Below are 24,668 nucleotides of genomic sequence, written 5' to 3'. Positions count from 1 at the left end.
ATCCTGTATCTGATATGCCGTATTCCCGTCTGATCCGCTTGATAGGTGCTGTCCAGTGCCCGCGCCTACCTCGACCTGCTATACGATGCGCCAGAGTATGCGCGTCAGTGGAACTACCGTTTTGGGGCTCTTCGCCAAGCTAGCCGCACGCCCCACGTTCCTCTTCAAGTCCCGCCGCTGCCACCGCTTACCAACCGTCTCACCTTTCTGCCTCCCGACGACTTGTCTACCGTGTATGGATTTGGGGTAAACACGCGGCTGGCTACCTGGTTTGGGGTAGACTCCGTACGGGTGGCAGTGCCACATTAGGTATTTGCTTGCTTTATAACATTGTTAGATGAAACGTTTTCTACTACTGCTCTTGCTTGTTGGGTTGTGTGTTGTCCAGAGCGAGGCTCGAAATCAAGTGCGTGTGCTGCTTCGGGTGCAGCCCGAAACAAAGAAGTTCTGGTGCCGCTACACGCTGACTCTACCTGCTGAGACTGCGCCCGCTGAAGTACTGCTCAACCTCAATAAGCAATACAAAATCATTTCGGTAGAAAGCCCACGAGTTAAACAACAGCGCATAGAGCGGTATCTATATCCAGTTTTTCAGGATACGCTACAAGGCATCAATCTAAGTTATGCCATTCAGGATCGGCGAGCGAAAGAAATTACCGTAACCTATGAAGGTACTCTACCAGCGAAATACGCCACCAACGAAGTATTGGAGCTTAGTGGGCACACCAATTGGATGCCTCTGTTGCCCTATAAAGAATATGAAGTGGTCGATTATACGTTGGATGTGGAGGCACCTAAAGCATACTCGGTAATCAGTACTTCACCACCGACCCGAAAGCGCGCTGAGCAGTATCGCTTTCAAGGCGCTACTTGTGCCATCGAGCTTACCGCTCTGGTTGCCAAACGATTTTACCGACTTGCATCTACTTCGGCAGTACCATCGGTTGCGATATATAAAGCAGGTAGTCCGCTGCTCAAGCTAGATTCCTTGCTGTTAGGCGAATCTGAACGAATTATTGCTTTCTATAATCAGTCTATCGGGCGCCAGGATGCCATAAAGCGCTTCAGCATTTTCCTGCCTGGCACCGACCGGGATGCCTTTGCTATGCTAGATAATGCGACGGTAATCACATATGCAGATTTTGATGTTCAGCAATTGGAATACCGAACAATCTTAGCGCACGAAATCAGTCATAAGTGGTGGGGCTACGGTGCTTATAGTGACTACAACGACTGGCTAAACGAGGCTTTTGCCACGTATTCAAGCTTTCTGTACCTGCGGTGCGTAGGTGATACAGCATCTTATCGGCAACTGCTGAATGCCAAGATCAAATCAGCAACGGGCGCGCCGGCCATCATCGGGTTTGATAAGACCAAATACAATTATGCCACGTACCGCCGCGTAATCTACGATAAGGGCTCCGTTGTATTAGCAACCTTGCACCAGCGGGTGGGCGACGAGAAGTTCTTCGCAGTTCTGGCCAAGACCGCCGCTCAGAAAACAGCCACTACCGACGCCTTTCTGGATATAGTTGCCCAGGAAACGGGTGAAGAAACCTGCCGCTGGCTAAAAGCTGAGCTTATGCGGTAACCATTAGGCAGCAATCAATTAGTTAAGCAAATTAGCGTTTGGGGAGCCTGTTTGCTTATGCTAAAAGCTGCAATCCGACTTCCTGCGCTTCTTTCAACAGCAACTGTTTCTCGATTGGCACCACGCCTACCTGCTCGCAAACCAAGCCACCGCCTAGGTTGGCTAGCGCCGCCGTAACGGCAGCCGGCAGCTTTAGCGCCACGCACAGTGCAGCAATGCTGATGACGGTATCGCCGGCTCCCGACACGTCGGATATGGTGCGCAGATGGGCAGACAGGTAAGTGCGCTGCTCGTGTCCATTTTCCACGAATACTCCGCGTTCAGACAACGTAACGAGCACAATTTCTGGGGTAAGCAACTGGCGTAAGCGAGTTACCGCTGCCTCGAATTGTGGGCGCTCGGCATCGGTGTCGCTAAATTCCAGCTTGAGACCTTCGCGTAACTCTTTCAGGTTGGGCTTGAACAGCGTGCAGTGCTGGTATGCCAGGAAGTTCTTTTTCTTGGGGTCAACCACGGTTGGAATGCCGCGCTGCCGGGCCAAGTCAATGAAATAGTGAATACTCGCCTCGGTGAGTACGCCCTTATCGTAATCTTCGAATATCACGACATCCACGCGCGACAGTAACGCCTCGTAGCGGGCCGTTAGCTGCGCACCTTCCTCTTGATTAAGGTCGGTTTCCACCTCCGAATCGATGCGCAGCAGGTGCTGACCGGCGGCCAGGATGCGTTGTTTCACGGTGGTGGGCCGGTACGCACTGCGCACAATGCCTTCGGCCGAAAGGCCCGTGGTACGCAGCAGTTCCAGCAATTGGTCGCCGCCTTGGTCCTCTCCTATCACAGCGCACAACAGCGGCGTCGCGCCGAGCGCCTGCACATTCAAGGCTACGTTGGCAGCTCCGCCCAACCGCTGCTCGGTGCGGCTCACGTTGACTACGGGTACCGGCGCTTCGGGTGAGAGACGAGTGGCTTTGCCCCACACATACGCATCCATCATGACGTCGCCCACTACAAGCACCGTGAGCTGATTGAATGCGTTGAAAAGTTCGGGAAGCGTGGTGGGTGCAGCAGGCAAGGGCATTCTGGCAGTTTAAGTAAGGCTGCAAAGGTACATGGTCCTACGAATTCCCTAAGCGGGCTCGTAGGACCATGTCCAAGTGAGGTTATTAACCTACTAGCCAAGCTAGTGGCGGCCTATACTAGCGTTGCCAAGCTCTTTTTGATACGAGCAAAGGCTTCGCGCAACTTCTCATCGGCAGCCGCGGTGCTAAACCGGATGCAGTTGGGTGCCCCAAATGCCCGACCATCTACGGAAGCTACGTGCGCATCGCGCAGGATAAACAAGGCGAGGTCGTAGGCGTTTTCTATGGTTTGGCCATCGGGGGTTGTTTTGCCGAAATAGCCGCTCACGTCCGGGAAGATATAGAAGGCGCCGCTTGGGGTAGGCGTGCGGAGGCCCGGAATATCTTTCACCAAATCCAGCACTAAGTCACGGCGGCGGTGGTAGGCTTGAGCCATTTCGTCCGCGGTGGCCCGGCCTCCTTGTAGCGCTACAATGGCCGCCCGCTGCGCAATAGAACATGTACCAGAGGTAATCTGGCTCTGGATTTTTTCGCAGGCGCACGCAATTTCTACGCTGGCCGCAATGTAGCCCACGCGCCAGCCCGTCATGGCGTAGCCTTTCGAGAAGCCGTTGACCGTAATAACCCGGTCCTTAATTTCGTCGAATTGCGCAAGGCTCACGTGTTCCCCCACGAAGTTGATGTACTCGTAAATCTCATCGGCCAGCACGTACACGTGCGGGTTGCGGGCTACTACGTCGGCAATAGCAGCCATTTCTTCCCGCGTAAACACCGCACCGGTCGGGTTGCAGGGCGAAGAGTACATGATGAGCTTGGTACGAGGCGTAATGGCCGCTTCTAGCTGAGCGGCCGTGGCCTTGAAGTCGTCTTCGATGGAGCCTACTAGCTCTACGGTAACTCCTTCGGCGAGCTTTACTATCTCAGTATAGCTCACCCAATACGGCGCAAACACAATAACCTCGTCGCCGGGGTTTACTAAGCTTAATACCACGTTAGCCAACGACTGCTTGGCGCCGGTGCTAACAACAATATTTTCGTTTTTGTACTCGAGGTTGTTGTCGCGCTTCAGCTTTTCGCAGATAGCCTTGCGCAGATCGGGGTAGCCGGGGACGGGCGTATAGAACGTGTAGCCTTCGTCGAGGGCGGCTTTGGCGGCATCTTTGATGTATTGCGGCGTCTGGAAATCCGGCTCGCCGAAGCCCAGATTGATAACATCAATACCTTGTGCGCTCAGTTCTCGGCCCTTTTTGACCATGGCAATGGTCTGTGATTCCTCCATGGCTAATATCCGGTCGGATAGCATGGACGTAGGCGACTGAGCGAGCGTGACAGCTTGAGACATAACTACAAAGACGAATTGGTGAAGCGAGCGAATGTAATGAGTCTGGGGTAAATTAACCAGCGCTACTAAGTGGCTTGCTACACAAGCTAAACTCTTTCTATTCGCCTTCTATATAAGCCAAACAAGCCTGTTCTTGGGTTTCGCTCTTCCCAGCAGCACCAGTAGAAACCTTATTGACTTGCAAGCTTTTTCCAAAGAATAAGCCATCAAAGGCACTGAAAAAGGCCTTTAGTGCCTCAGAACAGCTGAAGCTTTAACTCTCTTACCTACTTGAACCAGGGTACTTCACCTGGTCATTTCTGCTTCTCTATTTCCAAAGAATAATTATTTCTAACGGGTTCTTTAGCCGCTTCCCATGACCTTTTCCTATAAGAATGGAGCTACGACTACAACGGCGTCAAACACCGGTTACGTACTGAATTGGTTTGACTAGTCCTAGTAGAGCCTCTCCCCTATTCGGTTCCCAACCACCTGAATCGGCGGAACAGAATGCTGACATCGGTACTAGGCTCGTAATCCTTGGCGTAGAGCAGTTCCAACCGGCGACGGGTGGCCTCGGTAAGCGGAGTAGCGGACTGCGCAACATCAGCCGGAGAAAGTATGGCGCGAGCCAAACGGCCAGGCGCTGCTGCGTGCAACATACCCACCCAGGTACGCGTGCCTGTTAATACGCGCAGGCAGTTGCGAACAAACCCACCCTTGTTGAATTGAAGCCCAAGCAATAGAGGTGCCGCCAAAAGTAACAGCAAGCTCGCCAGGATATCCAACATCCGCTTGTTGCGCACCTGCTGTGGCCGAAACAGATTGAGCGTGATATCAAGAGCGTAATAGTCGCCGGGCGCGTCTTTAGACGAACTGCCAATAATGTACTGGCTGTCCTGCGGCAATATTTTGTAGGCCACGGGTGGGTGTTGCGGCAAGCTCACCATCAAGCCGATAATCTGACTGGCTGATAAGTCTTTACCACAGAAAATCAACTCATCCAAGGCATAAATGCGAATGATTTCCGCTAGTTGCCGCACCTCGCCGAGTTGGTCGTCGGGCGGAAGTGGGGCGGCTACTGCCGCAGGAGCTTCCGCCACAGCAGCCATGACGGCCGTTTCCAGCCTGGAAGCTCCTCCTCTCATGGGCACCACAGCGGCAGCAAGCAGGCCACTTTCGCGCACCACTATATCGGGGCCGGCATCAGGGCTTATGTAGCCAATAAGACGGGCCTGCACGCCCGAGTGCTCCAGCAACCGGCGCACCCGCAAGCTTTCTATCGACGAACCGACAATGGCTACGTTTTTCTGACGCCGGTCATTCAAGCGCAGGTCGTGGTAGCGCAAAAAGTGCGTTGCCATCATTCTGATTAGCAGCGCCGCAACGGCCCACACGCCGCCCAGCACAATGAGTGCTTTCGAGAAGCGCCACGCATCAAAGAAGTTGCTGATAGCCGAAATCAGGACCGTGCCCAAGAAAATGCCGCGGGCAATGCGTGAGGTTTTGCTGGGTTGGTCGTAGGCGCCGCTGAAGTAAGCCGAGGTAAGCCAGACCACAATGTAGGCCGGCACCGCCACCAACATAAACTGCGCTGGGTAGGGCGTCCGCACAAATTTGTGGTTCTGCTCCCAGTACGTTTTCAAAAACGAAAGCCCTATGTAAATCAAGCCAGCATCGAGCAGCACGGGGGCAGCCCGGGTTATGAAGCGCTCGGCCACTGCCATGCCCGCCCGCAACCAGATGGCCGCGTTGATGAGCAGCGAGAACATGCCCGCCTGCTTGGGCGCAAAGTGCTTGCGGGCAAAAATCACCATGGCCCGGTAAAACACGAACACATAGTTGACGCTCGTGCGCTTGGTGCTTTCGCCCTTGTAGTGAATGATGCGGGTGTGGGGGAAGTAGTAATTCTTCCATCCTCCCTGCGTGATGCGGTACGAGAGGTCAATGTCCTCGCCGTACATGAAGTAGTCCTCGTCGAGCAAGCCTATCTGCTCTAGCGTGGCGTGGCGCATCATCATGAAGGCACCGCTGAGCACCTCTACCTCGTGGGTCTGGTCTTTGTCGAGAAACCCGAGGTGGTAGCGCCCAAACTGCCGCGACTTCGGAAACAGCTTGGCTAGCCCGAAGATTTTGTAGAACGCCACCCAGGGTGTGGGCAAGCCTCGCTTGCTTTCCGGCAGAAATTTACCTTGCCCATCCAGCATTTTCACGCCTAACCCGCCCGCATTGGGGTGGTCGTCCATGAACGCGCAGCACGCCCGGAAGGTGTCTTCCTCTACCACCGTATCGGGATTGAGAAGCAAGACGTACTCGCCTTGCGCTTCGCGCAGCGCCTGATTGTTGGCTACGGAAAACCCAGGATTGTCTTTGTTCTCAATCAGGATAATTTCCGGAAACCGGGTCCGCACCATAGCCACGGAGCCATCCACCGAATTGTTGTCTACCACGAACACCTCGACCGGCTGTTCCAGCTTTTCAGCTGCCCGCCGCACCGAGAGTAACGCCTGCTCCAGGAAGTAGCAGACGTTGTAGTTGACAATGACGACAGAAAGCTTCACGGGCGCAGGACGGACGGCTGATTCTGGAGAGGTAACGTAAGATACACAGAGTTAGGCCTCGGCGCTATAGCCCTCCAGCGGACGAGTTACGGCCTCAGCTACAGCATTGGTCAGCATTTCTGTATATATCAGAAAAACAGTGTCTTATTTAATGCAATAACGGCTGCCCGGAAGTCGGCGCGCGCAATTAGAAACTGAATGTTAACCTTGCGTAACGCAAAACCGGCGCTCATGATGTTGATGTTGGCCTCGGCCAGGGCCCCAGCCGCCTTGGCAAGCAGGCCTGGCTGGTCGATGTTGGAGCCTATCAAACACACCATGGCGGCCTTCTCTACGGTTATCTTTTCGTACTTCTCTTGCAGGTCTTGCACCAGCTTTTTGTTGAAGTCTTTCTCCCAGATAACCACCGAAATGCTGTTAGCACTGGTGGCCTTGAAGCTGTAGCTGATGCCTAGGTCGTAGAAGGTTTGCATAATATGCAGATCGTAGCCAGCGGCTCCCACCATCAGCGGATCGTACACATCAATGATCAGCACTTTCTCTGTACCCGTAATCACCTCTACCCGCTTCTGCGGCGACACATAATCTTCGGTGATAAGGGTGCCGGGATGCTCGGGCTCGAAGGTGTTCTTGATGCGCAGATTGATCTTATTAATCTCCAGCGGCTTCGATGCTTTGGGATGAATAGCCTCCATGCCTACGTCAGCCAATTGGTCGGCCACATCGTAGTTGGTGAAACCAATAGGCTCACAATTATCAACCCCTACCATCACGGGGTCGGCCGAGCACAGGTGGTACTCCTTGTGAATAATGGCTTCTTTAGGCTTCACGGCCACCGCTATTTTGCTGAAAGTAACTTCCGAGTAGCCTCTGTCGAACTCACGCATAATTCCCTCTGTGCCTTTCACATAACCCGTGACGATGCAGATGGTTTCACTGAAATTGATCCGCCTAAAAGCGTGCCGGATGCGCTGGTCGATGGTGTATGACTTATGGTCGTGAAAGCCGCTCAAATCCACGAGCGTGGCATTGATGCCCCGGTTTTGCAGGATGTTAACTGAGTTGAAAGCCGAATGCGTCTCGCCGATGGAGGCTAGGATTTCGCGGGCGGCTTGCAAAATGTTGTAGCTGCTCACATAGCCGGACGCCAGGATATTGGTTAGGCTGTTGAGGTAGGTTTGCGCATCCTGAATACGTTGCTCGATAAAGGCGTCGGCAACGGCCAGGTCTAATCCTAGCGGCTCGTACTGCCGGTTCAGTTCCTTGAGTTTCGAGGCTACTTCGGCCAGCGCCCGATGAAATTTCTTGTGTTCGGTGATGCGGTGGTAGACGCCAGGCTCCCCGGTTTTCTTGTTTTCGAGCAGCCAGTTCGTAACCCCAGCATAGGCCGATACCACAAAGATCCGGTTGTAGAGTTCAGCGCCCGTGCGGTTGAATTCAATGATGTTGCGCAGCACGTCGCCAAAGGCACTCATCGACGTACCACCTATTTTTTCTACAGTAAGCATGAAAGTAGCAAAGGTTGGACGGCAAACATAGACACCAAGACCCACATATTCAGTATACAAAGCCGCCCATCCACAGCCGAAGGCTGCTCCCAAGCAGGTACGCTGCCTGCTACAATCCGGATTGACGAGCAAATCCAACCTTAACAAAAAAGGCCACCACGTACAGTGATGACCTTTCTGAAAGTGAGGATGTTGCAGATGATGTTATTTGGCTTGACGCTGGCGCTCGACTATACTGCGGCCTAGCGTAATCTCATCGGCGTACTCCAGTTCGCCGCCCATCGGAATGCCGCGGGCAATAGAGCTGATGTGCACTTCGGCAAAGTCGCGCAGCCTACGTGAAAGATAGAAGGCAGTGGTATCACCTTCCATAGTAGGGCTGATGGCCAGAATAACTTCTTTAATTTCTGAACCCGGTGCGCTAATGCGTTGCACCAACGAATCAATTTGCAGGTCGCTAGGGCCTACACCTTCGATAGGCGAAATAACCCCACCGAGCACGTGGTAGCCGCCTTTATACTGCCCCGTATTCTCGATGGCAATAACGTCGCGGATGTCCGACACCACGCAAATAATGCTATGGTCGCGGAGCTTGTTGGCGCAGATAGTGCATTCGGGGGTGTCAGAAATATTATGACAGGTGTCGCAGTAGCGAATGTCGAAGCGCATTTTGGCTAGTGCCTCTGCCAACGAAGCGGTGGTATCCGTTTCGGCCTTGAGCAGGTGCAGCGCCAAACGCAACGCAGTTTTCTTACCGATGCCGGGTAGCTTAGACAGTTCCCCAACGGCGTTTTCAATCAGTTTAGAAGGAAAATCCATTCAGTAGTAAATAGTTGAATGGTTGAACTGTCAAGTAAATAGTCATGCGGGCAGGGTGGCAAAACAACCTGCTAGCTAACCCTTAACAAGGCAACCACTTATAAAACGTCGGCCGAAATGCCTCGGTCGTGGATGGCGGTGCACATAGCCGCCAATTCATCGTAGACGCCATGCTTTACCGTGCACTGCCCTTTGTAGTGGATGAGCAAGGTGCACTGCTCGGCCTGTTCCGGCTCGTGGCCGCACACATCGATGAGGGTTTTGATGACGTGGTCGAAGGTGTTGATGTCGTCGTTGTATACAATTAGGTCACGCACATCAGTGGTTTCTTCCAACAACAGGACGTCTTCGTCGTAGTCGATTTGTGGTTTGCTATTCATGGTACAAAAGTACGTAAAAACGAGCAAAAAAACGGGCTTGATGGCTTCTACCGGCCTTATATAACCCCTTGAAAGGCAGAAACGTTTCGGCACTTTCGGGAAAGTATTAGCCGCTACGCAACAAATATTTTCAGGCGCCTTTCCAGTTAAAACAAGATGGCAAATTGCAAGATAAGCTCCTGCTTAGCCCCGCCTCCACCAACAACGAGGCAGTGTAGCAGCGCAGACTCGATTACGTTAAAAATCACCCTCTCCGAAAGCGGCTAGCCCGACTAATAGTTGGCTGCTCCGTTTCTACTTTATTTTCAAGCCAAATTCGCCGTTTCCTTCTGCTATGCCCGTTCCGTCCGCTGACTTCAAAAAAGCCATCAACCGCCTCTCCGATAAGGAAAAAGAAACCCTGCTGCTGCGTGCAGCGCGCCGCGACGCTGAACTCTACGATACGCTTAGCTTCGAATTGCTACCCGATGTGACCATTGAAACGGTATTCGAAGAAACTTCCGACCGGATTCATGAGCTATTTGCGGTGGGTGCTACGGGCCGGTTGCTCAACCGCAGCCTCACCAAAGCCCTGCAAAAAGCCACCAAAGAAGTGGCCCGCGCCCGCCGCATCACCAAAGACAAGCGCCTAGAAATCGACCTCAACCTCTACATTCTGCGCCTAATCTTCGATAACTATTCCGGCCAGTTCGATAGTGTGTACGGAGGCTTCTACACGGCTACGGCGCGGCTGGCAGCACGCACTACGCAACTAGTAATTGGCAATCTGCACGAAGACTTATGGCTGGAGTATAAGTCGGATATAGATGAGTTTTTGGGGCAGCTACATGCGCGCAATAAAAGTCATGGTCTTAAGTTTAGCTTACCGAGAGAGCTAGTGCTGCCGGACTAATCAACTTTTATTGAAACTTCCCGCTTGCCTCTATGCTCCTACCTCGCTCGTTAGCAGTTCTAGCCTTTCTCGGTTTCCTAACTGCTTGCTCCGATGGCACCTCCCGCCGCCCGGCCCCCGCTACAGCCAATGCCGCGCCCAATGCGGCAGCCGTACAGAAAGCGGCACAGGAATTCAGAGTGCATTACAATCGGCCTGTCGATCTAGATAGCACCGATTTCTACTATCAGCCCGTATCGGTGGTACCCCTAGCTGGCGAAACGCAGAGCAGAATACTATCGAGCAGCTCCTACGAAAGCGAATACAGCAACACGAGTGGCATTGAAGGCACTTGTTACAACGTGCTGTTCTTCCAAAAATCAACCATGGAGGAACATGCTCTGCTACCGCATGGCCGTTTTGTGATTTCGGAAATAGATACTGATAAGAAGCCCGATGCTCGCTGGCCGTTCTTGTTTTATACCCTCATCAAGGCCGACACCAACGCTGACGGCGCACAAAACGATGAGGATGCCAGCGCCTTGTTCGTATCCGACCGTAGCGGCCGACAGTTTCGTCAGCTCACGCCCGATGGCACGCGCCTAGAAAGCCGCCAGTTGCTACAGAAAAGCACTCTTCTCTTGATGGAGGTTCGTCCCGATACCAATCAGGACCGTGAGTTTACGCATGCCGATGGCACCTACTGGCTGCGCTTCGACCTGCGCAACCTGAATGCTCCTCCTACACGGCAACCCGCCTCGGGCCTAGCGGCATCCCTACAACAGCAGATGCTAGAACGCCAGAGCCGCCAGCAATAAAGTAAGGCAAAGAAAAGCCCTGCTGACAACTGCCAGCAGGGCTTTTTAACTACCCGTGAAGGTTTCTGAACGTATTACTTAGAAGCTTTGGCAGGCTTAGCGGAAGCGCTTTCGCCAGGCTCGTTTTTAGCAATAACGTTGAAGCTCATGGTGAAATCATCCATGATGGCTTTGTCGCCGATGCCTTCGAAGAACGACTTCGAGCCGTATTTGATGTCGAACTTGGTGCGGTCGATGGTGGCGGTGCCGCTAGCGGATGCCAAGTTGCCTTTCACACCCACTTTAGCAGGGAAGCTGATGGGCTTGGTGATGCCTTTGATGGTTAGGTCGCCGGTGATGGTAGCGTTGTTGCCAGCGGCGTCGGCTTTCATTGGCGTTACCTTCGTGATGTTGAAAGTAGATGTTGGGTTCTTGTCGATAGAGAAGAAGTCATCGGAACGGAGGTGACCCATTAATTTGCCGTTGGTTTCGGCATCCTTGATGTCCTCGATTTTCAACGAGGTCATGTCCACGGTGAACATGCCGCCTACAATCTGGTTGCCGCGCACGATTACAGTGCCATCTTTAAACTGCACGTTGCCGTTGTGCTGGCCCGTTACCTTCTTGCCTACCCAACCGAGGGTGCTTAGTTGCGTCTGTAGTTTAAAGGTTTTGTCGGCAGCTTTGCGGCTGGAAACAGGAGCTTTCTCGGTTGATGGCGTACCGGCCATGGCAGGAGCTACAAGCAGCGAAACCGCTAACAGAGCTGGCAAAATGATCTTTTTCATGAGTAAGGCGAGTGTGAAAATGAAAAGTAAAAGGGAGAGTAACTGAGAGTGCCGTCAGTCGCGGATTTTATCTAGTAAGTCGCTGAGTTGCGAGACTTCTGCTTCGGTCAGTTTATGCAGCAGGGGCTCCCGCTCAAGCACTTTGTCTATTTCTTGTAGCAGTTCCAAGCCCGAATCGGTGATGCAGATATCGACTGCGCGGCGGTTGCTGGGGCACACGGTGCGCGTCACGAGTTTCTTGGCTTCCAACTTATCTACAATGCGAGAAGCGTTGCTGGTCTTATCAAGCATCCGCTCGATGAGCAGATTGACGGTGGCTGGCTTGGGGTGCTGACCACGCAGGATCCGGAGTATGTTGAACTGGGGTAGCGTAATTCCAAACTCCTTGAACTGGCTTGAATTGCGCTGCTGCACCCAGCCAGCTGTATAGACTAGGTTGATTAACCCCTTTTGAAAGGCATCTTTAAAGACTGGCTGTTTGATTTCGTCTTCTATTTTCATGATTTGGAAAAGGGTACCTTGGAAAGGCGTTGCAAATATATGTACATACATTTAATGTCGCAACACTGTTTGAAAAATATTTTTACTATTGAATTTACAGATTCCACTAAATAGCCATTTTGTGCTATCCATCGTAAAGAGCAGCCTTCCATCTTATTCCATGAATATACTGTATAGGCTGTTTTCGCTGCTACTATTATTTGCATTCTCCTCACTCATCCCGCGTCAAGTGGCGGCTCAATCTAAAATCGCGCCATCAGCCGGTGCTATTGCTGCCAATTCATCGGATCGGTTTGTGATGCAGGATGGAACCCTACTGTTGGTGCAAGGAAATCGTTCCAGCCCCCTTTCCAAGAATGTGGTACTGTCAAATGGCACTAAAATAAATTATAAAAGCGGAATAGTCGAATTTACAACGGGCAAGAAAACAACGCTCCGAGAAGGCGACTACGTGAAAATGAACGGCGACATTGTGTACGCCACCCCAGCCAGTGCTGCTGCCGCCCGCGGCGACAACTCAGTGCCAGCCACTGCGCAGTACAACCAATACATAGAACGCGGCACTACTGCCACAAGCACTACCGTGTCGGGCACGCCCGTTTCCGAGGAATTAACGGGCTTACTCACGCGCAAAATTCAACTCCTGAATCAGAAGATCAGCTTGATGACGCCTAATCCTGCCAATCAAGCAGCCCTCGATAAGCTCAACCAGCAGCTTAAATCGCTTGATGCGCAAATAAACCGGTAACTGTTTCGCCCCTTAAAGCAACGGCTCTATACATCTTGCCGATGCAAAAGCCCGGCTTCTTCCCGCACCAAGCCAAAAGGCTCATTCTGGACGATGAGCAGGCCATCCAAGTCGCAAACTTCCGCCAAAGCGCTGATTTGGAGTGCCCCCCAAATAGCCAACGAGGTTTCGACCATGCAGCCCATCATGGTTTGCAGACCATGTGCTCGGGTTTCGTGCAGAATACGCAGCCCGTTGCGGTAACCGCCGGCCTTCATGAGCTTCATGTTCACGCCGTGAAACTGCTGCGCAATAGCTTCAAAATCGGCAGTGTCCGTCACCGATTCGTCGGCGAAGAGCGGCCAGGGCGAGCGGGCACGCATATATTGGTAGTCGGCGGCGTGGCTGGCGGGTAGGGGCTGCTCGAGTAGGCGCGCATGCAGGCCAGGCAAAGGGGCCACCTGTTCTACAAAGGCAAGTACTGCATCGGCATCCTTCCACGCCTCGTTGCCGTCGATGATAAGGGGCCGGCCAGGCAGTAGACGCGTGATTTCGCGTAGCAGGTCGTAGCCGCTTTCCTCGTTTACTTTCACTTTCAGAATCTGAAAGCGGTCCATGCGCTGCTCGCGCACAAATTCGGCCACTTCGCCGGGTGCCATAATGGGGAGTGTAAAAGCCGTCGGCACGGCGCGGGCGGGTTCGGGAGCGCCTAGCCACTGCCAAACCGGCTTTCCTGCTTGGGCGGCAGCCCATTGTATAAAGGCCGACTCAATAGCAAAACGCAGCGCATGCGCCGGTGGATGTGCCGTTAGAAACTCTTGCAACTCTGCTTCCGTCCGAATTTTGTCTAGGCCAGCTTGCAGCAAAGCCGTGAACTCCATTTGCAGCGCCTCAGGGGTTTCGCCATAGCGGATATTAGGAGCCGCCTCCCCCATTCCAACGGGTCCTCCCTTTGGGTCTTGCACCCGCACGATCAGGTTGGTTTTGGTAGTGGAAGCATTGCGCGAAATTTTCCAAGTGAAGCGCAACGGTAAGACGAGAGGCGTAAGGGTCCAGGTAAGCATGCAGTAACGAGAAAAACCAAAGCTAGCAGTATAAGCGTCTAGTTTCGGTTAGATAGTATGACTGGTTGCGTTTTATTGAAACTGAATGGCCGTTTGCTGTTGCCTGCTGTACACATATTCGAGTTGTTGCCCTGCACGGCACCCCGAAGCAGTTAGAACTTGTGGGTTGGTTGTCTCCACGAAAGAGGGCCATACCATAGGCATAACTGCATTGTTGAACCTCCAGAATAAGTTGGTTTGTTGAGTGCAAACCCCAGACCGCCGATAGGGAAGCCCAAAAACCTATCTTTGCTACCTTCACCCTCCTTCCCTTTGCTGCCGCGTATGAAGTTTTCGCGACTTGTCCCCGTCGTTCTGATCCTGGCCCTGGTGGCCGTCTTGCTTACCGTTCTCACCAACTATCAGCTAATTGCCCTCGACCCTGCAGTGGCTCGGGCAGCGCGCTGGTTGTTCTTGGCCTCCTTTGTGGCCTATGGCGTACAGCGCCGCTCCCTTACGTTCTGGATTGTAGTCAGCATGTTTGTTGGGGCCGAAATCGGCAACGACTTTCCAGAATTTGCCGTGAATCTAAAAGTGCTTAGTGACGTGTTTCTGCGGCTCGTCAAAACCATTATTGCGCCGCTGGTATTTGCCACGCTGGTGGTTGGTATTGCCGGCCACGCCGACTTGAAACAGGTTGGTAAAATGGGCCTCAAGGCGCTGGTGTATTTCGAGGTTATTACCACGTTTGCCCTTTTCATTGGCTTGGCGGCCATCAACCTCACCAAGGCCGGCGTGGGCATCAGCCAAGCGGGAGTAGCTGCGGAAGCCGAGAAGCTGGCGCCCGTCAAACAAACGACTTCCGATATCATCCTGCACATTTTCCCCGAAAACATTGCCAAATCGGTGGCCGAAGGGCAGGTTCTGCAAGTGGTGGTATTTGCCATCATCTTTGCTATTGGCTTGGCGATGGTGCATCAGAACAAGCGCCGCCCCATGCTGGAAATAATCGACAGCTTGTCGGAGGTGATGTTTAAATTCACCAACGTAGTCATGTTTTTCGCCCCGATTGGGGTGGGTGGCGCTTTGGCCTATACGGTGGGCAAGATGGGTTTCGAGCCGCTTAAAAACGCCTTTTATCTGTTGCTCACGCTTTACGTGGCGCTGCTGGCGTTCTTGCTACTGATTCTGCTGCCGGTGGCGCTGCTGATGCGCATTCCGGTTAAGCGTTTTGTGCAAGCCATTGCCGAACCCGTGAGTATTGCGTTTGCTACTACGTCGTCGGAAGCCGCACTGCCGCGGGCTATGGAAGCCATGGAAGGCATCGGCGTTCCGCGGCGCATTGTGGCCTTTGTGATGCCCACGGGCTATTCCTTCAACCTCGATGGCACGACGCTTTACTTGTCGTTGGCGGCGGTGTTTGTGGCGCAAGCCGCCGGCGTTGAGCTGTCGTTTGGGCAGCAGCTCGTGATGGTGTTCACCCTGATGCTTACCTCGAAGGGCGTAGCAGGCGTGCCGCGGGCCTCGCTCGTGATTCTGCTGGCCACCGTGGCCTCGTTCAACCTGCCCTCCTGGCCCGTGTTCATCATCCTGGGTATCGATGCCTTGATGGATATGGCCCGGACGGCCGTAAACGTAATTGGCAACTGCTTGGCCACGGCTGTAGTAGCCCGCTGGGAAGGCGAGTTCGTCGACAACTACGTGGCTCCCGAGCCAATCGAAGGCTTGGCGGAAGTGGACAGCAGCTTGGTGCAGCAGTCGCACTAGCGCTGGCTCTATCGTGTTGCGCTTTGGCCCCTACCCTTCCGTGGGTGGGGGCTTTTTTGTGCGCAACACGCTGCTAGCTCAGGCTGAATTAGTCTAGAGTATCGGTTGTTAGAAACCTGCCGCCGGGGGCAAAAACAGAAGGCGAAGGTCCCGGCTTCGCGTTTTATCTTCGTGGTTTAGGGAACAACAAAAGTGGAGCAGGAACTACAGCGCAAGATTATTCATCTGGACATGGATGCCTTCTATGCCTCGGTGGAGCAGCGCGACCAGCCGGCCCTGCGCGGCCGACCGGTGGCCGTAGGCGGCTCGCGCCAGCGGGGCGTGGTGGCGGCGGCCAGCTACGAGGCGCGGCAGTTTGGCGTGCGCTCGGCTATGGCTTCGTCGGTGGCGTTGCGCAAGTGTCCAGAATTGGTGTTCGTAAAGCCGCGCTTTGAAGTGTACAAGGAAGTGTCGCGGCAGATCCGGGCAATTTTCGCCGAATACACGCCGCTTATCGAGCCCCTGTCGCTGGATGAAGCCTATCTTGACGTAACGCACAACCTGAAGCAAATCAAGTCGGCGACGCAGCTGGCTCAGGAAATCAGAGCCCGAATTCTGGCCGAAACGCAGCTAACGGCTTCGGCTGGCATCTCCTACAATAAATTTCTGGCCAAGCTAGCGTCCGACTACCGTAAGCCCAACGGTCAATTCGTAATCAAGCCCCACGAAGGATTGGCGTTTGTGGAAACGTTAACGGTTGGGCAATTTCATGGCATTGGGCCGGCCACGGTGGCCCGCCTGAACCAGCTAGGCATTTTTACGGGCCTGGACTTACGCCAGCAAACAGAGGTTTTTTTGCGACAGCACTTCGGCAAGGCCGGCACGCACTACTACCACATAGCCCGCGCCGAGGACTACCGACCGGTGGTGGCCGACCGGGTGCGCAAATCCATCGGTTCGGAAAACACCTTCGAGCACGACTTACTCACACACGAAGAATTGCTAAATGGGCTGCAACCGATACTGGATTCGGTGTGGGCTACCAGCCAGCGCGTCGGCGCTTCGGGCCGCACCGTGACCCTCAAGGTGAAGTACGCCGACTTCCGGCAAATAACCCGTAGCCGCACCTTCCTGGCTTCTATTCGCACGCCAGAGCTACTGGCGCAAGTCAGCCATGAGTTGCTGGCCGCTTTGCTGCCGCTGCCACTCGGCGTGCGCCTACTCGGCGTGGCGCTTTCCACGCTAGAAACCGAAATAGAAACGCCCGGGCAGCAACTGGTGCTTCGGTTCTAGCTAACAGCAGCCCGCCTAGAGAGCAGGCGTTTTAAACAGAGCGTGGCGTTGACTTTGCCGGCTGCCGACGCTTTTTAGGTTTGCGCTTTGGTTTGCGACGGCGCGCTCCTAGCCGTTGCCGCTCGGCTTTGCGCTCCGCACGGGCTTCTAAGCGCTGAGGCAGCCTAGCCGTTAGCTGCTCCCGCACGTACTGCGCCAACGCCGAAAGCGGAATAGAATGCGCGTTGCGTACCACATTCAACACTTCCCGCCGGCGCAACCAGCTCACGCCAGTCAGGCCGCGGGCCATCAGAAACTGGCGCACTTCTTCCAGCAACAGCAAATCGGCCACGGCAGCCCGCTCGACGGTGGCGTTGTAGAGAGCCGGCCGGTGCACGCACAACTTGCCAGGTGAAGCCACCAGCACCCCCACCCATTCGGGCAGTAAGGGTAGCAGCTTGGGCAAGTGCTTCTCAGTAACGATAAAGGATACGAAATCATAGGCGCCGGCATAGCAACCCAGTTGCCTGCTCACCCGCTGAAGGGTATCCCCGTCGCCTTTCACTTCATACCCATGCATAAACTGCTCGGTGATGTGCACTACATCAACGCGGGTGCTACCGGTGGGCAGCTCATCAACGTACACGCCGCCCGTGAGCAGCGGATAAAGCAGGGCGCGAATTTCCGGATCGTTCATTGCAAGGCACAAGATACGGCACACGCAGCATCAGAAAAGTAATTGGTTTGGGCTACACCCCTCTCCTAGCTAATTCTGCACATTAAGCAGAGTGGGCTGGGGTGGGGTCTACCTTCTGGTGTCAATCCATCTTGTAGTTGCAGGAATAAATTTTGCGTCGTGACGTTAAACTCCGCCTCTATTGCCTGATCTATGAAAATGAAAACAGCACACTCCCTTTTGCAATGAAAACCACCCTATTCAAGTCGCTGACGCTGGTTCTTGTGCTTCTTGCTACGAACATCATTGCTCCTGCGCATGCCGAGCAGCGCAAAGACCAACATCCGGTGCGCCGGGAAATGCAGGCGTATATCGAGCAGAACGTGCTGCCCGTGGTGCGGCAGCAGCGCCAGAAGTTGGATGCCCAATTATCTACCGCCGATAAAGCACAGCTCGCTATTTACCGCACGCAGCTCAAGGAAGTGCGCCAACGCAGTCAGGCGCTGCGGCAGAGTTTCCGCAGTGCCCCAAGTGCTGCCCCCCAAACCGCTGAGCCCGCCAGCCCACGCGCGCCCCTTACCGATGCGCAGCAGCAACAACTTCAGCAGCTACGCACCGAAACCCGGACCATCATGCAGCAAGTGAATCAGATGGCTGAAAAGTACGCCGCCAACATCACGCAGTTGCTTCAGGAAGTCCAGCCGCAGAAAGCGAAATGGGCAACCGATATGCAAGCCATTGTAGCTAAAAACACCACGCCCGAGCAGCAGGAAAAGCTAGGCCACTTCCGTGGAGGCCGGATGCATTACCGGAGCGGCGCCAGCAGATTGCTACGCCCTACTGCTTTCCTGCTGCTAGACCCCGCTACTTCCAGCACTGCGCCAGCATCATCTGACGTAAGTGGCACTAGTAGCCTATTCCCGAATCCGGCAGTGGCTACCAACCAACTGCAATACATGGTATCGAAGGCAGGTCCTGTAACGGTGGAGCTGCTTGATAGCCGCGGCAATACAGTGCGCACCGTAGCGCAGGAAGCCAAGCAGGAGAAAGGCGCACACACCCTGCAAGTGAATCTAGCCGATCTGCCTAAGGGCACTTACTACTACAAAATCACTACCCGCACCGGCTCGGAAACTAAACGGTTTGCGAAAGAATAAGCGGTCCGCTTTTGCCGTTACAAAGCCAACCTCATTTCGAGGTTGGCTTTTTTCGTGTAATGTTCTCTGTCGACAGTAGCTGAAACAAGTGCCAGCCGTAAAACCGAATGCTGCTCTCCTTACCTAAACCGATAGTTTGAAGCAACCGCGCCGGCTGTGGAAACATGCGTGCCCGCCAGAATCCCTTCTATCTTTGCATTCTATGCTCCGTAACCCGCTTACCTGGCTTCTGCTACTGATTGCCTCCACTGCCCTCGCTGCTTGCTGCGGTTCCGTGCCCTGCGACTGCCGGGACGAACTAGACGACGCCATAATTTTCCGTTTTAATACCGACGTTTCTACAATTCAAGGTTTCCGACCCGAAGAGCTCAGTACAGTATATATCCTGCGGGTGCCGCTCGATACAGCACAAAGACCCAAAAGTGACACTATTGCAATAACCGGCGGCAGGCGTCCGACCGTGCAAACAGTAACTATTAACAATTCTCAACCCTTCGTTCAAAGTGGCTCGCGCAAGCTCGACGAATACAGGTACACCATCTATCTAGGCGCTCGTAAAGCTCCTACTGAAAGCTTCATTGTTTCGAACATAAGGCTGGAGGATGATTTCGAGGCCAACAAATGTTGCACCTGCAATATCAATCTTAAAAAAACGCTGATGGTTAACGGCGGACCTGAAATTGATTTGTCGAAGGAGTTACCCGATACGGTGCTGCTTAGCCGGAAAAGGTAAGCTCAGCTAAACGTCCGTGGGGGGAAGGAATTGCGTATAGAACTACGACTCGATAGGGAGCCGCAATGATTTGGCTACCTTAGGTGTTGTTGCTTTACCTATGCTACCCGAACCTACAATCGTCCGCAAAACTCTTTCGGAGTTTCCTTTCAAATCGACTCTTAGCTTCGAGCCGATTATTGCGTATTGGCAGGCCCACGAGGATGACGCCAATCCGGGTTTGGCCTTGCTGGCGCGTGCTATTGGCGAAAAGGTAGCCGAGCAGCCTTGGGTTCGTGGCCCCATCACGGACATGACCGTGCTCGAATGCAACTGCGACCTAGTGGAGACGCTCATGCTGGCTATGTTTCCGCCGGCTTCCTTCAGCTCCGATATCAGTGGAGCTATTGCCCCGTTTCAGCGCTATAGTTTCTACCACACCCCCCGCTTTGCTGAAGTACTGCTGACCGGTTCCAAAACCATTAAGCAGCCGCTCAATATCGACAACCGAGTCCTGGAAATTCATTCCACCCGAATGGCTTACCAGTTGATACTCGACCAAGTATACGGGGTGCAAATGCCGCAGTACGGCACTATTACCTTCACCGTTCCCGACTACAGCATTGGGCTTTATCGGCACTATGGGGTTGAATTCAACACTACCTTCCTGAAGGTACAGGTAGTAGGCGGCCCGCGGCCCGAACTTACCTCCGACCAAATAGAGCGCCTAACCCGCAACCCGCACCGCATCGACATCTGGCAGGAACTACTCCCCGTTAATCGGTTCGAGCTCGAAGGTTTTCACATCTTGCACTTAGTGGATGTTACCGACCAGGAAATACTGTCGGAGCTGAAATACGACTTGCTGGAGCGCGACGTGCTGCAAGCATCCGACCGGCTAGAGCAGATTCAGGAAAAGCTGCGGGTACTGTTTGGGCGGCCATTCTTGCAGCTCGGTATTGCCGCCTACGATGAAAAGAAGCAGGCCTTTGTAGACTTCGGGCGCAAAATCAACCATAGTTTCCTGACCAAGCAGCTGCACAGCCAAGACGCTGGCTCGGGTTTCCGGCAGATTTACCGCGAGTTGTGGCAGAACCGTCAGCCGCTGGTGCTCGAAAACGTGGAAACAGCCGACATTCCCGAAGATTTGCGGCAGCAGATTCTCAGCCTTGGTATTCGCTCGGCCATCCTGGCATTGTTGCCCTATGGCGATGATACCGTGGGCTTGCTGGAGCTAGGTTCACCAAATATCGGGGACCTCGACGAATTCGACGTGGAAACGGTGGCGCAGTTTGTGCCGCTGTTTGCGGTGGCCGTAAAGCGCAACGCCGAGGAAATTCATACGCGCGTGCAGGCCATCATCAAGGAGAAATTTACGGCCATCCATCCCACTATGGAATGGCGTTTCACCAATGCAGCCCAGAACCTGTTGCAGAAAGTGGAAGACGGCAACCGCGGTGCCGAAATGGAAGACATTGTCTTCCACGATGTCTTTCCGCTTCACGGTTCCTCCGATATTCGCGGCAGCAGCACCGCTCGCAACGAAGCCGTGCAGGGTGACCTGATCGAGCACCTCACGCTGGCCAACAAGGTGTTGAAAAAAGCCGCTGAGTTTCAGGCGCTGCCTATTCTCGACGAGTTAAAGTTCTACGTCAACAAAAACCTGCGTCGCTTGCGCCAAGGCATCGTCTCGGGCGATGAAGTGAGCATTTTCGAGTCGCTGAAAACAGAGGTAGAGCCGCTATTTGAGTATTTAGGCCACAATACGCCTGCTTTGCAGCCGATTATTGGTCAGTACTGGTCGAACATCGACCCGGAGCTTGGTATTGTGTACAAGCGCCGAAAGGCTTTCGAGCAAAGCACTACCATGCTCAACGACGCCGTAAGCGACTACCTCGACGAGGAAGAGGAAAAGGCTCAGCTGATGTTCCCACACTACTTCCAGCGCTTCAAAACCGACGGCGTGGAGTACAACATCTACGTGGGCGCGTCGCTGGTGGAAAACAAGCCGTTTGACATGGTTTTCCTGAAAAACCTTCGGCTGTGGCAGCTCTTGGTGATGATTGAAATCACGCGGCGTACTGCGGCGCTCAAACCCAAGCTGCCGGTTCCACTCGACACCACACAACTTATCCTCGTTCATGGCCAGTCCTTGAGCATTCGTTTCCGGCAGGATGAGCGCCAGTTCGACGTTGATGGTGCCTACAACATCCGCTACGAAATTATCAAGAAGCGCATCGATAAGGCCACTGTGCAAGGTAGCGGTGAGCGGCTCACCCAGCCCGGTCATATTGCCATCGTTTACACCCAGCAGCGCGAAAGCGAAGAATACTGCGAGTACCTCGATTACCTCCAGGACCGTGGCTTACTCGAACCTGAAGTAGAAGAGCTGGAGCTAGAAGAACTACAAGGCGTGAAGGGTTTGCTGGCTCTGCGAGTGAAAGTGAAGATGTAAAGAGAGAAAAAGGAGTTCGGGCAAATAGCTGTGTCGTTTGAGCAAGCTTAGCCTCGAACTCCTTTTTCCGCTTCTACTATTTTCACTTCTTCCCGCCACCACAGCCGCAGGGCGGTACGCAGCAGTATCAGCCAGAGGACGCCAGCCGCAAAGCCCGCCAGCACATCAGTGGGGTAATGCACGTGCAGGTAGACGCGGGTAAGACCAATAACTACGGCCCACAGCACCAGTAGAACGGCCCAGGCCGGATGGTGGCGGTGTCGCCACAGCAGCCACGCCAAGCAGCCGTACAAGGCCATGCCAATCATGGCGTGGCCACTTGGAAAGCTCAGACCCTGCTGAAAGAATAGCGCCGATGAAGGCCGCGTGCGGTGATAGTGCGTCTTGAGCAGCTGATTGAACAGCGACGCGCCGGCCACTGCCAGAAACAGTTCCAGCGCTTCGCGCTTGCGCCCCCACCACCGCAGCAAGATGGGTGCAAGAATACCTGCTGCCACCAAGAACGGGAACGAGGCAAAAAAAGTAATGAACTTGGCCACGGACGTCAGCCAGGGCTGAGCAGCGCGCAACTGGTCCATATGTTGGAAACCCCAATTATCGAACTGTACAGAGCGCGCTACAAACACCTCCCGCGTCAGGTAGAAGAACAGCAGCAGTGACACTACAAACACGCCCCCTATTAACAGCAGCTCCAACGTCAGAAAACTAAAAAGAGCGAACAGACGGGCAGTGACAGATTTTCTCATCACGGATAGCGCAGGTTTATCGGTGATTACGCAGAGACGGCGCCTTTTGGTTGATCATCGCCACGCAGAGCCTACTTCAGCGAGAAGCATCTAAACGCAAAAAGCCGGTCCATTGCTGGACCGGCTTTCGGGGTGCGCTCGGAGAGACTCGAACTCTCACACCTTGCGGAACTGCCGCCTGAAGACAGCGCGTCTACCAATTTCGCCACAAGCGCAGAATAGTTACCAAACCGCAAATTCCCGTTCGGAGAGCTATTTGGTTTTGCAAAGATAAGGGCATTTTCTGAGTGAAGGCAAGTTCTTACCTAAAAAACCAAACAATTTTTCCTACTAAAACCCGCATCCTGACCTCATTCAGGCTGTTTTTCAACTGCTTGCGCTTGAATTTTAAGTGGCCTTCTTGCTCGAATTTCCAACTGTTTTAACAGCGGAATTGCCACAATCAGCCACACCAGCCCGGCCGTAAAGCCAGCCAACACGTCGGTGGCGTAGTGCACGCGCAGGTAAATCCGGGTCAGGCCGATAAGGGCTATTAGTAGCACCAATCCGCCGATCAGCAACCAGCGCCACCCTGCCCTGCGGATGTAGGTGTAGGCAAGATAAATCAGCAACCCATAGAAGGAGGCGGAAATCATGGCGTGCCCGCTAGGGAAACTAAGCCCCGACGCCGATACCAGGGGCAGCAACGGGCGGGGCCGCTGGTAAAATTGCTTTAGCGCAAGATTGAGCGTAATGCTACCTAGTGCCACCACAGGCACTAACAGTGAATTCCAACGGTGCTTGCGCACCAGCAGAAACCAATTGATGAGCAGGAAGGCGGCCGCCATGATAAAGTAGCGCGAGGCAAAAAACGTAACGGCCTCCACCCATTGCTGCCGCGGCCCAAGCAACTGCCGCGTCCATTGGAAAGCAGCGGCATCGAAGGTGGCCGCATCTCGGTCGAATACCTCCCGGCCCAGCGCCAAAAACCCCACTACCCCCGCAATGCCAAGCACAAGCGTCACCGCAAACTCGGTAAGAAAAAGGATAATAATGGCTCGTAAACGGCGCAAATGCCTGGTCATAAGTGGCAGGATAGCGTAAGCAGTGATGCTTAAAATCCGGAACTGCGGACGCCCGGTAACTAAATAACGGTTTCGCCTGGGTGGCCGTTGTCTAGCTGAATTTACTTTTCAAGTGCAAAGGCATGTTTGCTTCTCTTCCCGATGCCGGCTTCGACCGGGTTGCGGCGTTCTATGACCCGTTGAGCCGGCTCGTGTACGGCCGCACGCTCTTGCACGCGCAGCAGCACGCGTTGGTAGTGGGGCTACCCCCGGGCGCACCCCACTTGCTCGTCATTGGGGGCGGCACGGGGGCGGTGCTGCTGGAAATACTGCGCCTGCGGCCTCAGGCTACCGTTGTGTTCCTGGAAGCCTCTTCGCAAATGCTTACCAAAGCTCAGGCACTGTTGCACAGCCAACACCCAACGGCTGCGCCGCAAGTGGAATTTCAACTCGGTACTGAGAACGACCTCACCGGACAAGCGGTTTTTGACGGTATCATTACTTTCTTCTTTCTCGACTTGTTCGAGCCGCAACGGCTGCGGCAGGTGGTAACGCAACTCAACGCGGTCCGCCGACCTATGGCCCCTTGGCTGTTTGCTGATTTTGCGCCGCCTCAGACGTGGTGGCAGCGTGGACTCTTGTCAGTTATGTACCGGTTCTTTCGCCTCACAACAGGCATTAGCGGCCGCGACATGCCGCCTATTCAGGCGGAGTTGGCGCGGCTGGGGCTGCGGGCAGACAAGCAAAAGCAATTCTTTCAGGGCATGGTAGCTGCGGCCGTTTGGGTATCATAAGGAGTGATGAGTAAAGCTATTCCTAGACCTCCCCTACTTGGTATCGGCAACGTCGGCTACCTTTAGCGCGTCCTTGGATTT

The 24,668-nt window shown here is 54.0% G+C and carries 23 protein-coding genes and 1 tRNA gene; 11 read left to right on the top strand and 13 right to left on the bottom strand.

The window, feature by feature from the left end; all coding sequences use genetic code 11:
- The first annotated feature begins 45 nt into the window (after positions 1-45).
- Together P1X16_RS03360 and P1X16_RS03355 are read left to right on the top strand one after the other, a co-directional pair.
- A complete protein-coding gene (locus P1X16_RS03360) occupies positions 46-309 on the top strand; it encodes a hypothetical protein (protein WP_277226346.1) in 264 nt (87 codons plus the stop codon).
- A 28-nt stretch (positions 310-337) separates the two neighbouring features.
- A complete protein-coding gene (locus P1X16_RS03355) occupies positions 338-1,591 on the top strand; it encodes a M1 family aminopeptidase (RefSeq protein ID WP_277226344.1) in 1,254 nt (417 codons plus the stop codon).
- 55 nt (positions 1,592-1,646) lie between these two features.
- Here P1X16_RS03355 and P1X16_RS03350 read toward each other — a convergent pair whose 3' ends face one another.
- The 6 genes from P1X16_RS03350 to P1X16_RS03325 form a co-directional block, all read right to left on the bottom strand.
- Entirely contained in the window at positions 1,647-2,669 is a 1,023-nt protein-coding gene (locus tag P1X16_RS03350; protein ID WP_277226343.1) for a bifunctional ADP-heptose synthase, read from the bottom strand.
- Positions 2,670-2,782: 113 nt separating this feature from the next.
- Positions 2,783-4,012 carry a pyridoxal phosphate-dependent aminotransferase gene (locus P1X16_RS03345; protein ID WP_277226341.1) on the bottom strand — a complete coding sequence of 410 codons (1,230 nt, stop codon included), beginning with the start codon at positions 4,010-4,012 and terminating at the stop codon, positions 2,783-2,785.
- Positions 4,013-4,464: 452 nt separating this feature from the next.
- Entirely contained in the window at positions 4,465-6,552 is a 2,088-nt protein-coding gene (locus P1X16_RS03340; RefSeq protein ID WP_277226339.1) for a glycosyltransferase family 2 protein, read from the bottom strand.
- A 128-nt stretch (positions 6,553-6,680) separates the two neighbouring features.
- Complete coding sequence (locus tag P1X16_RS03335; protein WP_277226337.1) at positions 6,681-8,060, bottom strand: aspartate kinase; 1,380 nt, start codon at positions 8,058-8,060, stop codon at positions 6,681-6,683.
- A 204-nt stretch (positions 8,061-8,264) separates the two neighbouring features.
- On the bottom strand, positions 8,265-8,879 hold the full coding sequence (gene recR / locus P1X16_RS03330; protein WP_277226336.1) for a recombination mediator RecR: 615 nt from the start codon (positions 8,877-8,879) through the stop codon (positions 8,265-8,267).
- A 98-nt stretch (positions 8,880-8,977) separates the two neighbouring features.
- Positions 8,978-9,259 carry an ATP-dependent Clp protease adaptor ClpS gene (locus tag P1X16_RS03325; RefSeq protein WP_245122861.1) on the bottom strand — a complete coding sequence of 94 codons (282 nt, stop codon included), beginning with the start codon at positions 9,257-9,259 and terminating at the stop codon, positions 8,978-8,980.
- Between the two features lie 334 nt (positions 9,260-9,593).
- On the opposite strand from P1X16_RS03325, the gene P1X16_RS03320 reads away from it, so the two are divergent.
- Together P1X16_RS03320 and P1X16_RS03315 are read left to right on the top strand one after the other, a co-directional pair.
- Positions 9,594-10,151 carry a hypothetical protein gene (locus tag P1X16_RS03320; RefSeq protein WP_277226333.1) on the top strand — a complete coding sequence of 186 codons (558 nt, stop codon included), beginning with the start codon at positions 9,594-9,596 and terminating at the stop codon, positions 10,149-10,151.
- Between the two features lie 32 nt (positions 10,152-10,183).
- Complete coding sequence (locus P1X16_RS03315) at positions 10,184-10,948, top strand: hypothetical protein (protein WP_277226332.1); 765 nt, start codon at positions 10,184-10,186, stop codon at positions 10,946-10,948.
- Positions 10,949-11,022: 74 nt separating this feature from the next.
- Here P1X16_RS03315 and P1X16_RS03310 read toward each other — a convergent pair whose 3' ends face one another.
- Together P1X16_RS03310 and P1X16_RS03305 are read right to left on the bottom strand one after the other, a co-directional pair.
- A complete protein-coding gene (locus P1X16_RS03310; RefSeq protein ID WP_277226331.1) occupies positions 11,023-11,715 on the bottom strand; it encodes a YceI family protein in 693 nt (230 codons plus the stop codon).
- A gap of 54 nt (positions 11,716-11,769) precedes the next feature.
- Positions 11,770-12,216: a MarR family transcriptional regulator gene (locus P1X16_RS03305; protein ID WP_277226330.1), complete on the bottom strand. Its 447-nt coding sequence runs from the start codon at positions 12,214-12,216 to the stop codon at positions 11,770-11,772.
- A 160-nt stretch (positions 12,217-12,376) separates the two neighbouring features.
- Between P1X16_RS03305 and P1X16_RS03300 the strand changes: the two genes are divergently transcribed.
- Entirely contained in the window at positions 12,377-12,964 is a 588-nt protein-coding gene (locus P1X16_RS03300) for a DUF6799 domain-containing protein (RefSeq protein ID WP_277226328.1), read from the top strand.
- A 26-nt stretch (positions 12,965-12,990) separates the two neighbouring features.
- Here P1X16_RS03300 and P1X16_RS03295 read toward each other — a convergent pair whose 3' ends face one another.
- Positions 12,991-14,007 (bottom strand): dipeptide epimerase, encoded by a 1,017-nt coding sequence (locus P1X16_RS03295; protein ID WP_277226326.1) that lies wholly within the window; start codon positions 14,005-14,007, stop codon positions 12,991-12,993.
- A gap of 324 nt (positions 14,008-14,331) precedes the next feature.
- On the opposite strand from P1X16_RS03295, the gene P1X16_RS03290 reads away from it, so the two are divergent.
- Both P1X16_RS03290 and dinB read left to right on the top strand, forming a co-directional pair.
- Positions 14,332-15,753, top strand: coding sequence for a cation:dicarboxylase symporter family transporter (locus P1X16_RS03290; protein WP_277226324.1), 1,422 nt, complete (start codon positions 14,332-14,334; stop codon positions 15,751-15,753).
- Between the two features lie 192 nt (positions 15,754-15,945).
- Entirely contained in the window at positions 15,946-17,025 is a 1,080-nt protein-coding gene (gene dinB, locus P1X16_RS03285) for a DNA polymerase IV (RefSeq protein ID WP_277226323.1), read from the top strand.
- A 31-nt stretch (positions 17,026-17,056) separates the two neighbouring features.
- Here the strand turns inward: dinB and P1X16_RS03280 are convergent, their stop codons facing one another.
- Entirely contained in the window at positions 17,057-17,701 is a 645-nt protein-coding gene (locus P1X16_RS03280) for a sce7726 family protein (protein ID WP_277226320.1), read from the bottom strand.
- Between the two features lie 224 nt (positions 17,702-17,925).
- Between P1X16_RS03280 and P1X16_RS03275 the strand changes: the two genes are divergently transcribed.
- The 3 genes from P1X16_RS03275 to P1X16_RS03265 all read left to right on the top strand — a co-directional run bounded on the left by P1X16_RS03275 (position 17,926) and on the right by P1X16_RS03265 (position 22,004).
- Complete coding sequence (locus P1X16_RS03275; RefSeq protein ID WP_277226319.1) at positions 17,926-18,837, top strand: T9SS type A sorting domain-containing protein; 912 nt, start codon at positions 17,926-17,928, stop codon at positions 18,835-18,837.
- Positions 18,838-19,039: 202 nt separating this feature from the next.
- Positions 19,040-19,570 carry a hypothetical protein gene (locus tag P1X16_RS03270; protein WP_277226317.1) on the top strand — a complete coding sequence of 177 codons (531 nt, stop codon included), beginning with the start codon at positions 19,040-19,042 and terminating at the stop codon, positions 19,568-19,570.
- A 100-nt stretch (positions 19,571-19,670) separates the two neighbouring features.
- On the top strand, positions 19,671-22,004 hold the full coding sequence (locus P1X16_RS03265) for a GAF domain-containing protein (RefSeq protein WP_277226315.1): 2,334 nt from the start codon (positions 19,671-19,673) through the stop codon (positions 22,002-22,004).
- Between the two features lie 47 nt (positions 22,005-22,051).
- Here P1X16_RS03265 and P1X16_RS03260 read toward each other — a convergent pair whose 3' ends face one another.
- From P1X16_RS03260 to P1X16_RS03250, 3 genes are all read right to left on the bottom strand, one after another.
- The gene (locus P1X16_RS03260; RefSeq protein WP_277226314.1) at positions 22,052-22,750 is read right to left on the bottom strand and encodes a phosphatase PAP2 family protein; all 699 of its coding nucleotides are present in this window, start codon (positions 22,748-22,750) and stop codon (positions 22,052-22,054) included.
- 133 nt (positions 22,751-22,883) lie between these two features.
- Positions 22,884-22,965 (bottom strand) — tRNA-Leu (locus P1X16_RS03255).
- 135 nt (positions 22,966-23,100) lie between these two features.
- On the bottom strand, positions 23,101-23,814 hold the full coding sequence (locus P1X16_RS03250) for a phosphatase PAP2 family protein (RefSeq protein WP_277226312.1): 714 nt from the start codon (positions 23,812-23,814) through the stop codon (positions 23,101-23,103).
- Between the two features lie 122 nt (positions 23,815-23,936).
- On the opposite strand from P1X16_RS03250, the gene P1X16_RS03245 reads away from it, so the two are divergent.
- A complete protein-coding gene (locus P1X16_RS03245; protein WP_277226311.1) occupies positions 23,937-24,587 on the top strand; it encodes a class I SAM-dependent methyltransferase in 651 nt (216 codons plus the stop codon).
- Positions 24,588-24,668: the final 81 nt, after the last annotated feature.

It is taken from the genome of Hymenobacter sp. YC55 (assembly GCF_029433095.1).
Taxonomy (GTDB): domain Bacteria; phylum Bacteroidota; class Bacteroidia; order Cytophagales; family Hymenobacteraceae; genus Hymenobacter.
The sequence above is the reverse complement of the archived record's forward strand: the minus strand, read 5'-3'. Positions and strand labels throughout refer to the sequence as shown.

What these genes read in the sequence shown, in the direction of transcription:
- P1X16_RS03355 (WP_277226344.1), top strand. Translation starts at nt 338, where the DNA reads ATGAAACGTTTTCTACTACTGCTCTTGCTTGTTGGGTTGTGTGTTGTC.
- P1X16_RS03350 (WP_277226343.1), bottom strand. Translation starts at nt 2,669, where the DNA reads ATGCCCTTGCCTGCTGCACCCACCACGCTTCCCGAACTTTTCAACGCA.
- P1X16_RS03345 (WP_277226341.1), bottom strand. Translation starts at nt 4,012, where the DNA reads ATGTCTCAAGCTGTCACGCTCGCTCAGTCGCCTACGTCCATGCTATCC.
- P1X16_RS03335 (WP_277226337.1), bottom strand. Translation starts at nt 8,060, where the DNA reads ATGCTTACTGTAGAAAAAATAGGTGGTACGTCGATGAGTGCCTTTGGC.
- recR (WP_277226336.1), bottom strand. Translation starts at nt 8,879, where the DNA reads ATGGATTTTCCTTCTAAACTGATTGAAAACGCCGTTGGGGAACTGTCT.
- P1X16_RS03325 (WP_245122861.1), bottom strand. Translation starts at nt 9,259, where the DNA reads ATGAATAGCAAACCACAAATCGACTACGACGAAGACGTCCTGTTGTTG.
- P1X16_RS03320 (WP_277226333.1), top strand. Translation starts at nt 9,594, where the DNA reads ATGCCCGTTCCGTCCGCTGACTTCAAAAAAGCCATCAACCGCCTCTCC.
- P1X16_RS03315 (WP_277226332.1), top strand. Translation starts at nt 10,184, where the DNA reads ATGCTCCTACCTCGCTCGTTAGCAGTTCTAGCCTTTCTCGGTTTCCTA.
- P1X16_RS03310 (WP_277226331.1), bottom strand. Translation starts at nt 11,715, where the DNA reads ATGAAAAAGATCATTTTGCCAGCTCTGTTAGCGGTTTCGCTGCTTGTA.
- P1X16_RS03305 (WP_277226330.1), bottom strand. Translation starts at nt 12,216, where the DNA reads ATGAAAATAGAAGACGAAATCAAACAGCCAGTCTTTAAAGATGCCTTT.
- P1X16_RS03300 (WP_277226328.1), top strand. Translation starts at nt 12,377, where the DNA reads ATGAATATACTGTATAGGCTGTTTTCGCTGCTACTATTATTTGCATTC.
- P1X16_RS03295 (WP_277226326.1), bottom strand. Translation starts at nt 14,007, where the DNA reads ATGCTTACCTGGACCCTTACGCCTCTCGTCTTACCGTTGCGCTTCACT.
- P1X16_RS03290 (WP_277226324.1), top strand. Translation starts at nt 14,332, where the DNA reads ATGAAGTTTTCGCGACTTGTCCCCGTCGTTCTGATCCTGGCCCTGGTG.
- P1X16_RS03280 (WP_277226320.1), bottom strand. Translation starts at nt 17,701, where the DNA reads ATGAACGATCCGGAAATTCGCGCCCTGCTTTATCCGCTGCTCACGGGC.
- P1X16_RS03275 (WP_277226319.1), top strand. Translation starts at nt 17,926, where the DNA reads ATGAAAACCACCCTATTCAAGTCGCTGACGCTGGTTCTTGTGCTTCTT.
- P1X16_RS03270 (WP_277226317.1), top strand. Translation starts at nt 19,040, where the DNA reads ATGCTCCGTAACCCGCTTACCTGGCTTCTGCTACTGATTGCCTCCACT.
- P1X16_RS03265 (WP_277226315.1), top strand. Translation starts at nt 19,671, where the DNA reads ATGCTACCCGAACCTACAATCGTCCGCAAAACTCTTTCGGAGTTTCCT.
- P1X16_RS03260 (WP_277226314.1), bottom strand. Translation starts at nt 22,750, where the DNA reads ATGAGAAAATCTGTCACTGCCCGTCTGTTCGCTCTTTTTAGTTTTCTG.
- P1X16_RS03250 (WP_277226312.1), bottom strand. Translation starts at nt 23,814, where the DNA reads ATGACCAGGCATTTGCGCCGTTTACGAGCCATTATTATCCTTTTTCTT.
- P1X16_RS03245 (WP_277226311.1), top strand. Translation starts at nt 23,937, where the DNA reads ATGTTTGCTTCTCTTCCCGATGCCGGCTTCGACCGGGTTGCGGCGTTC.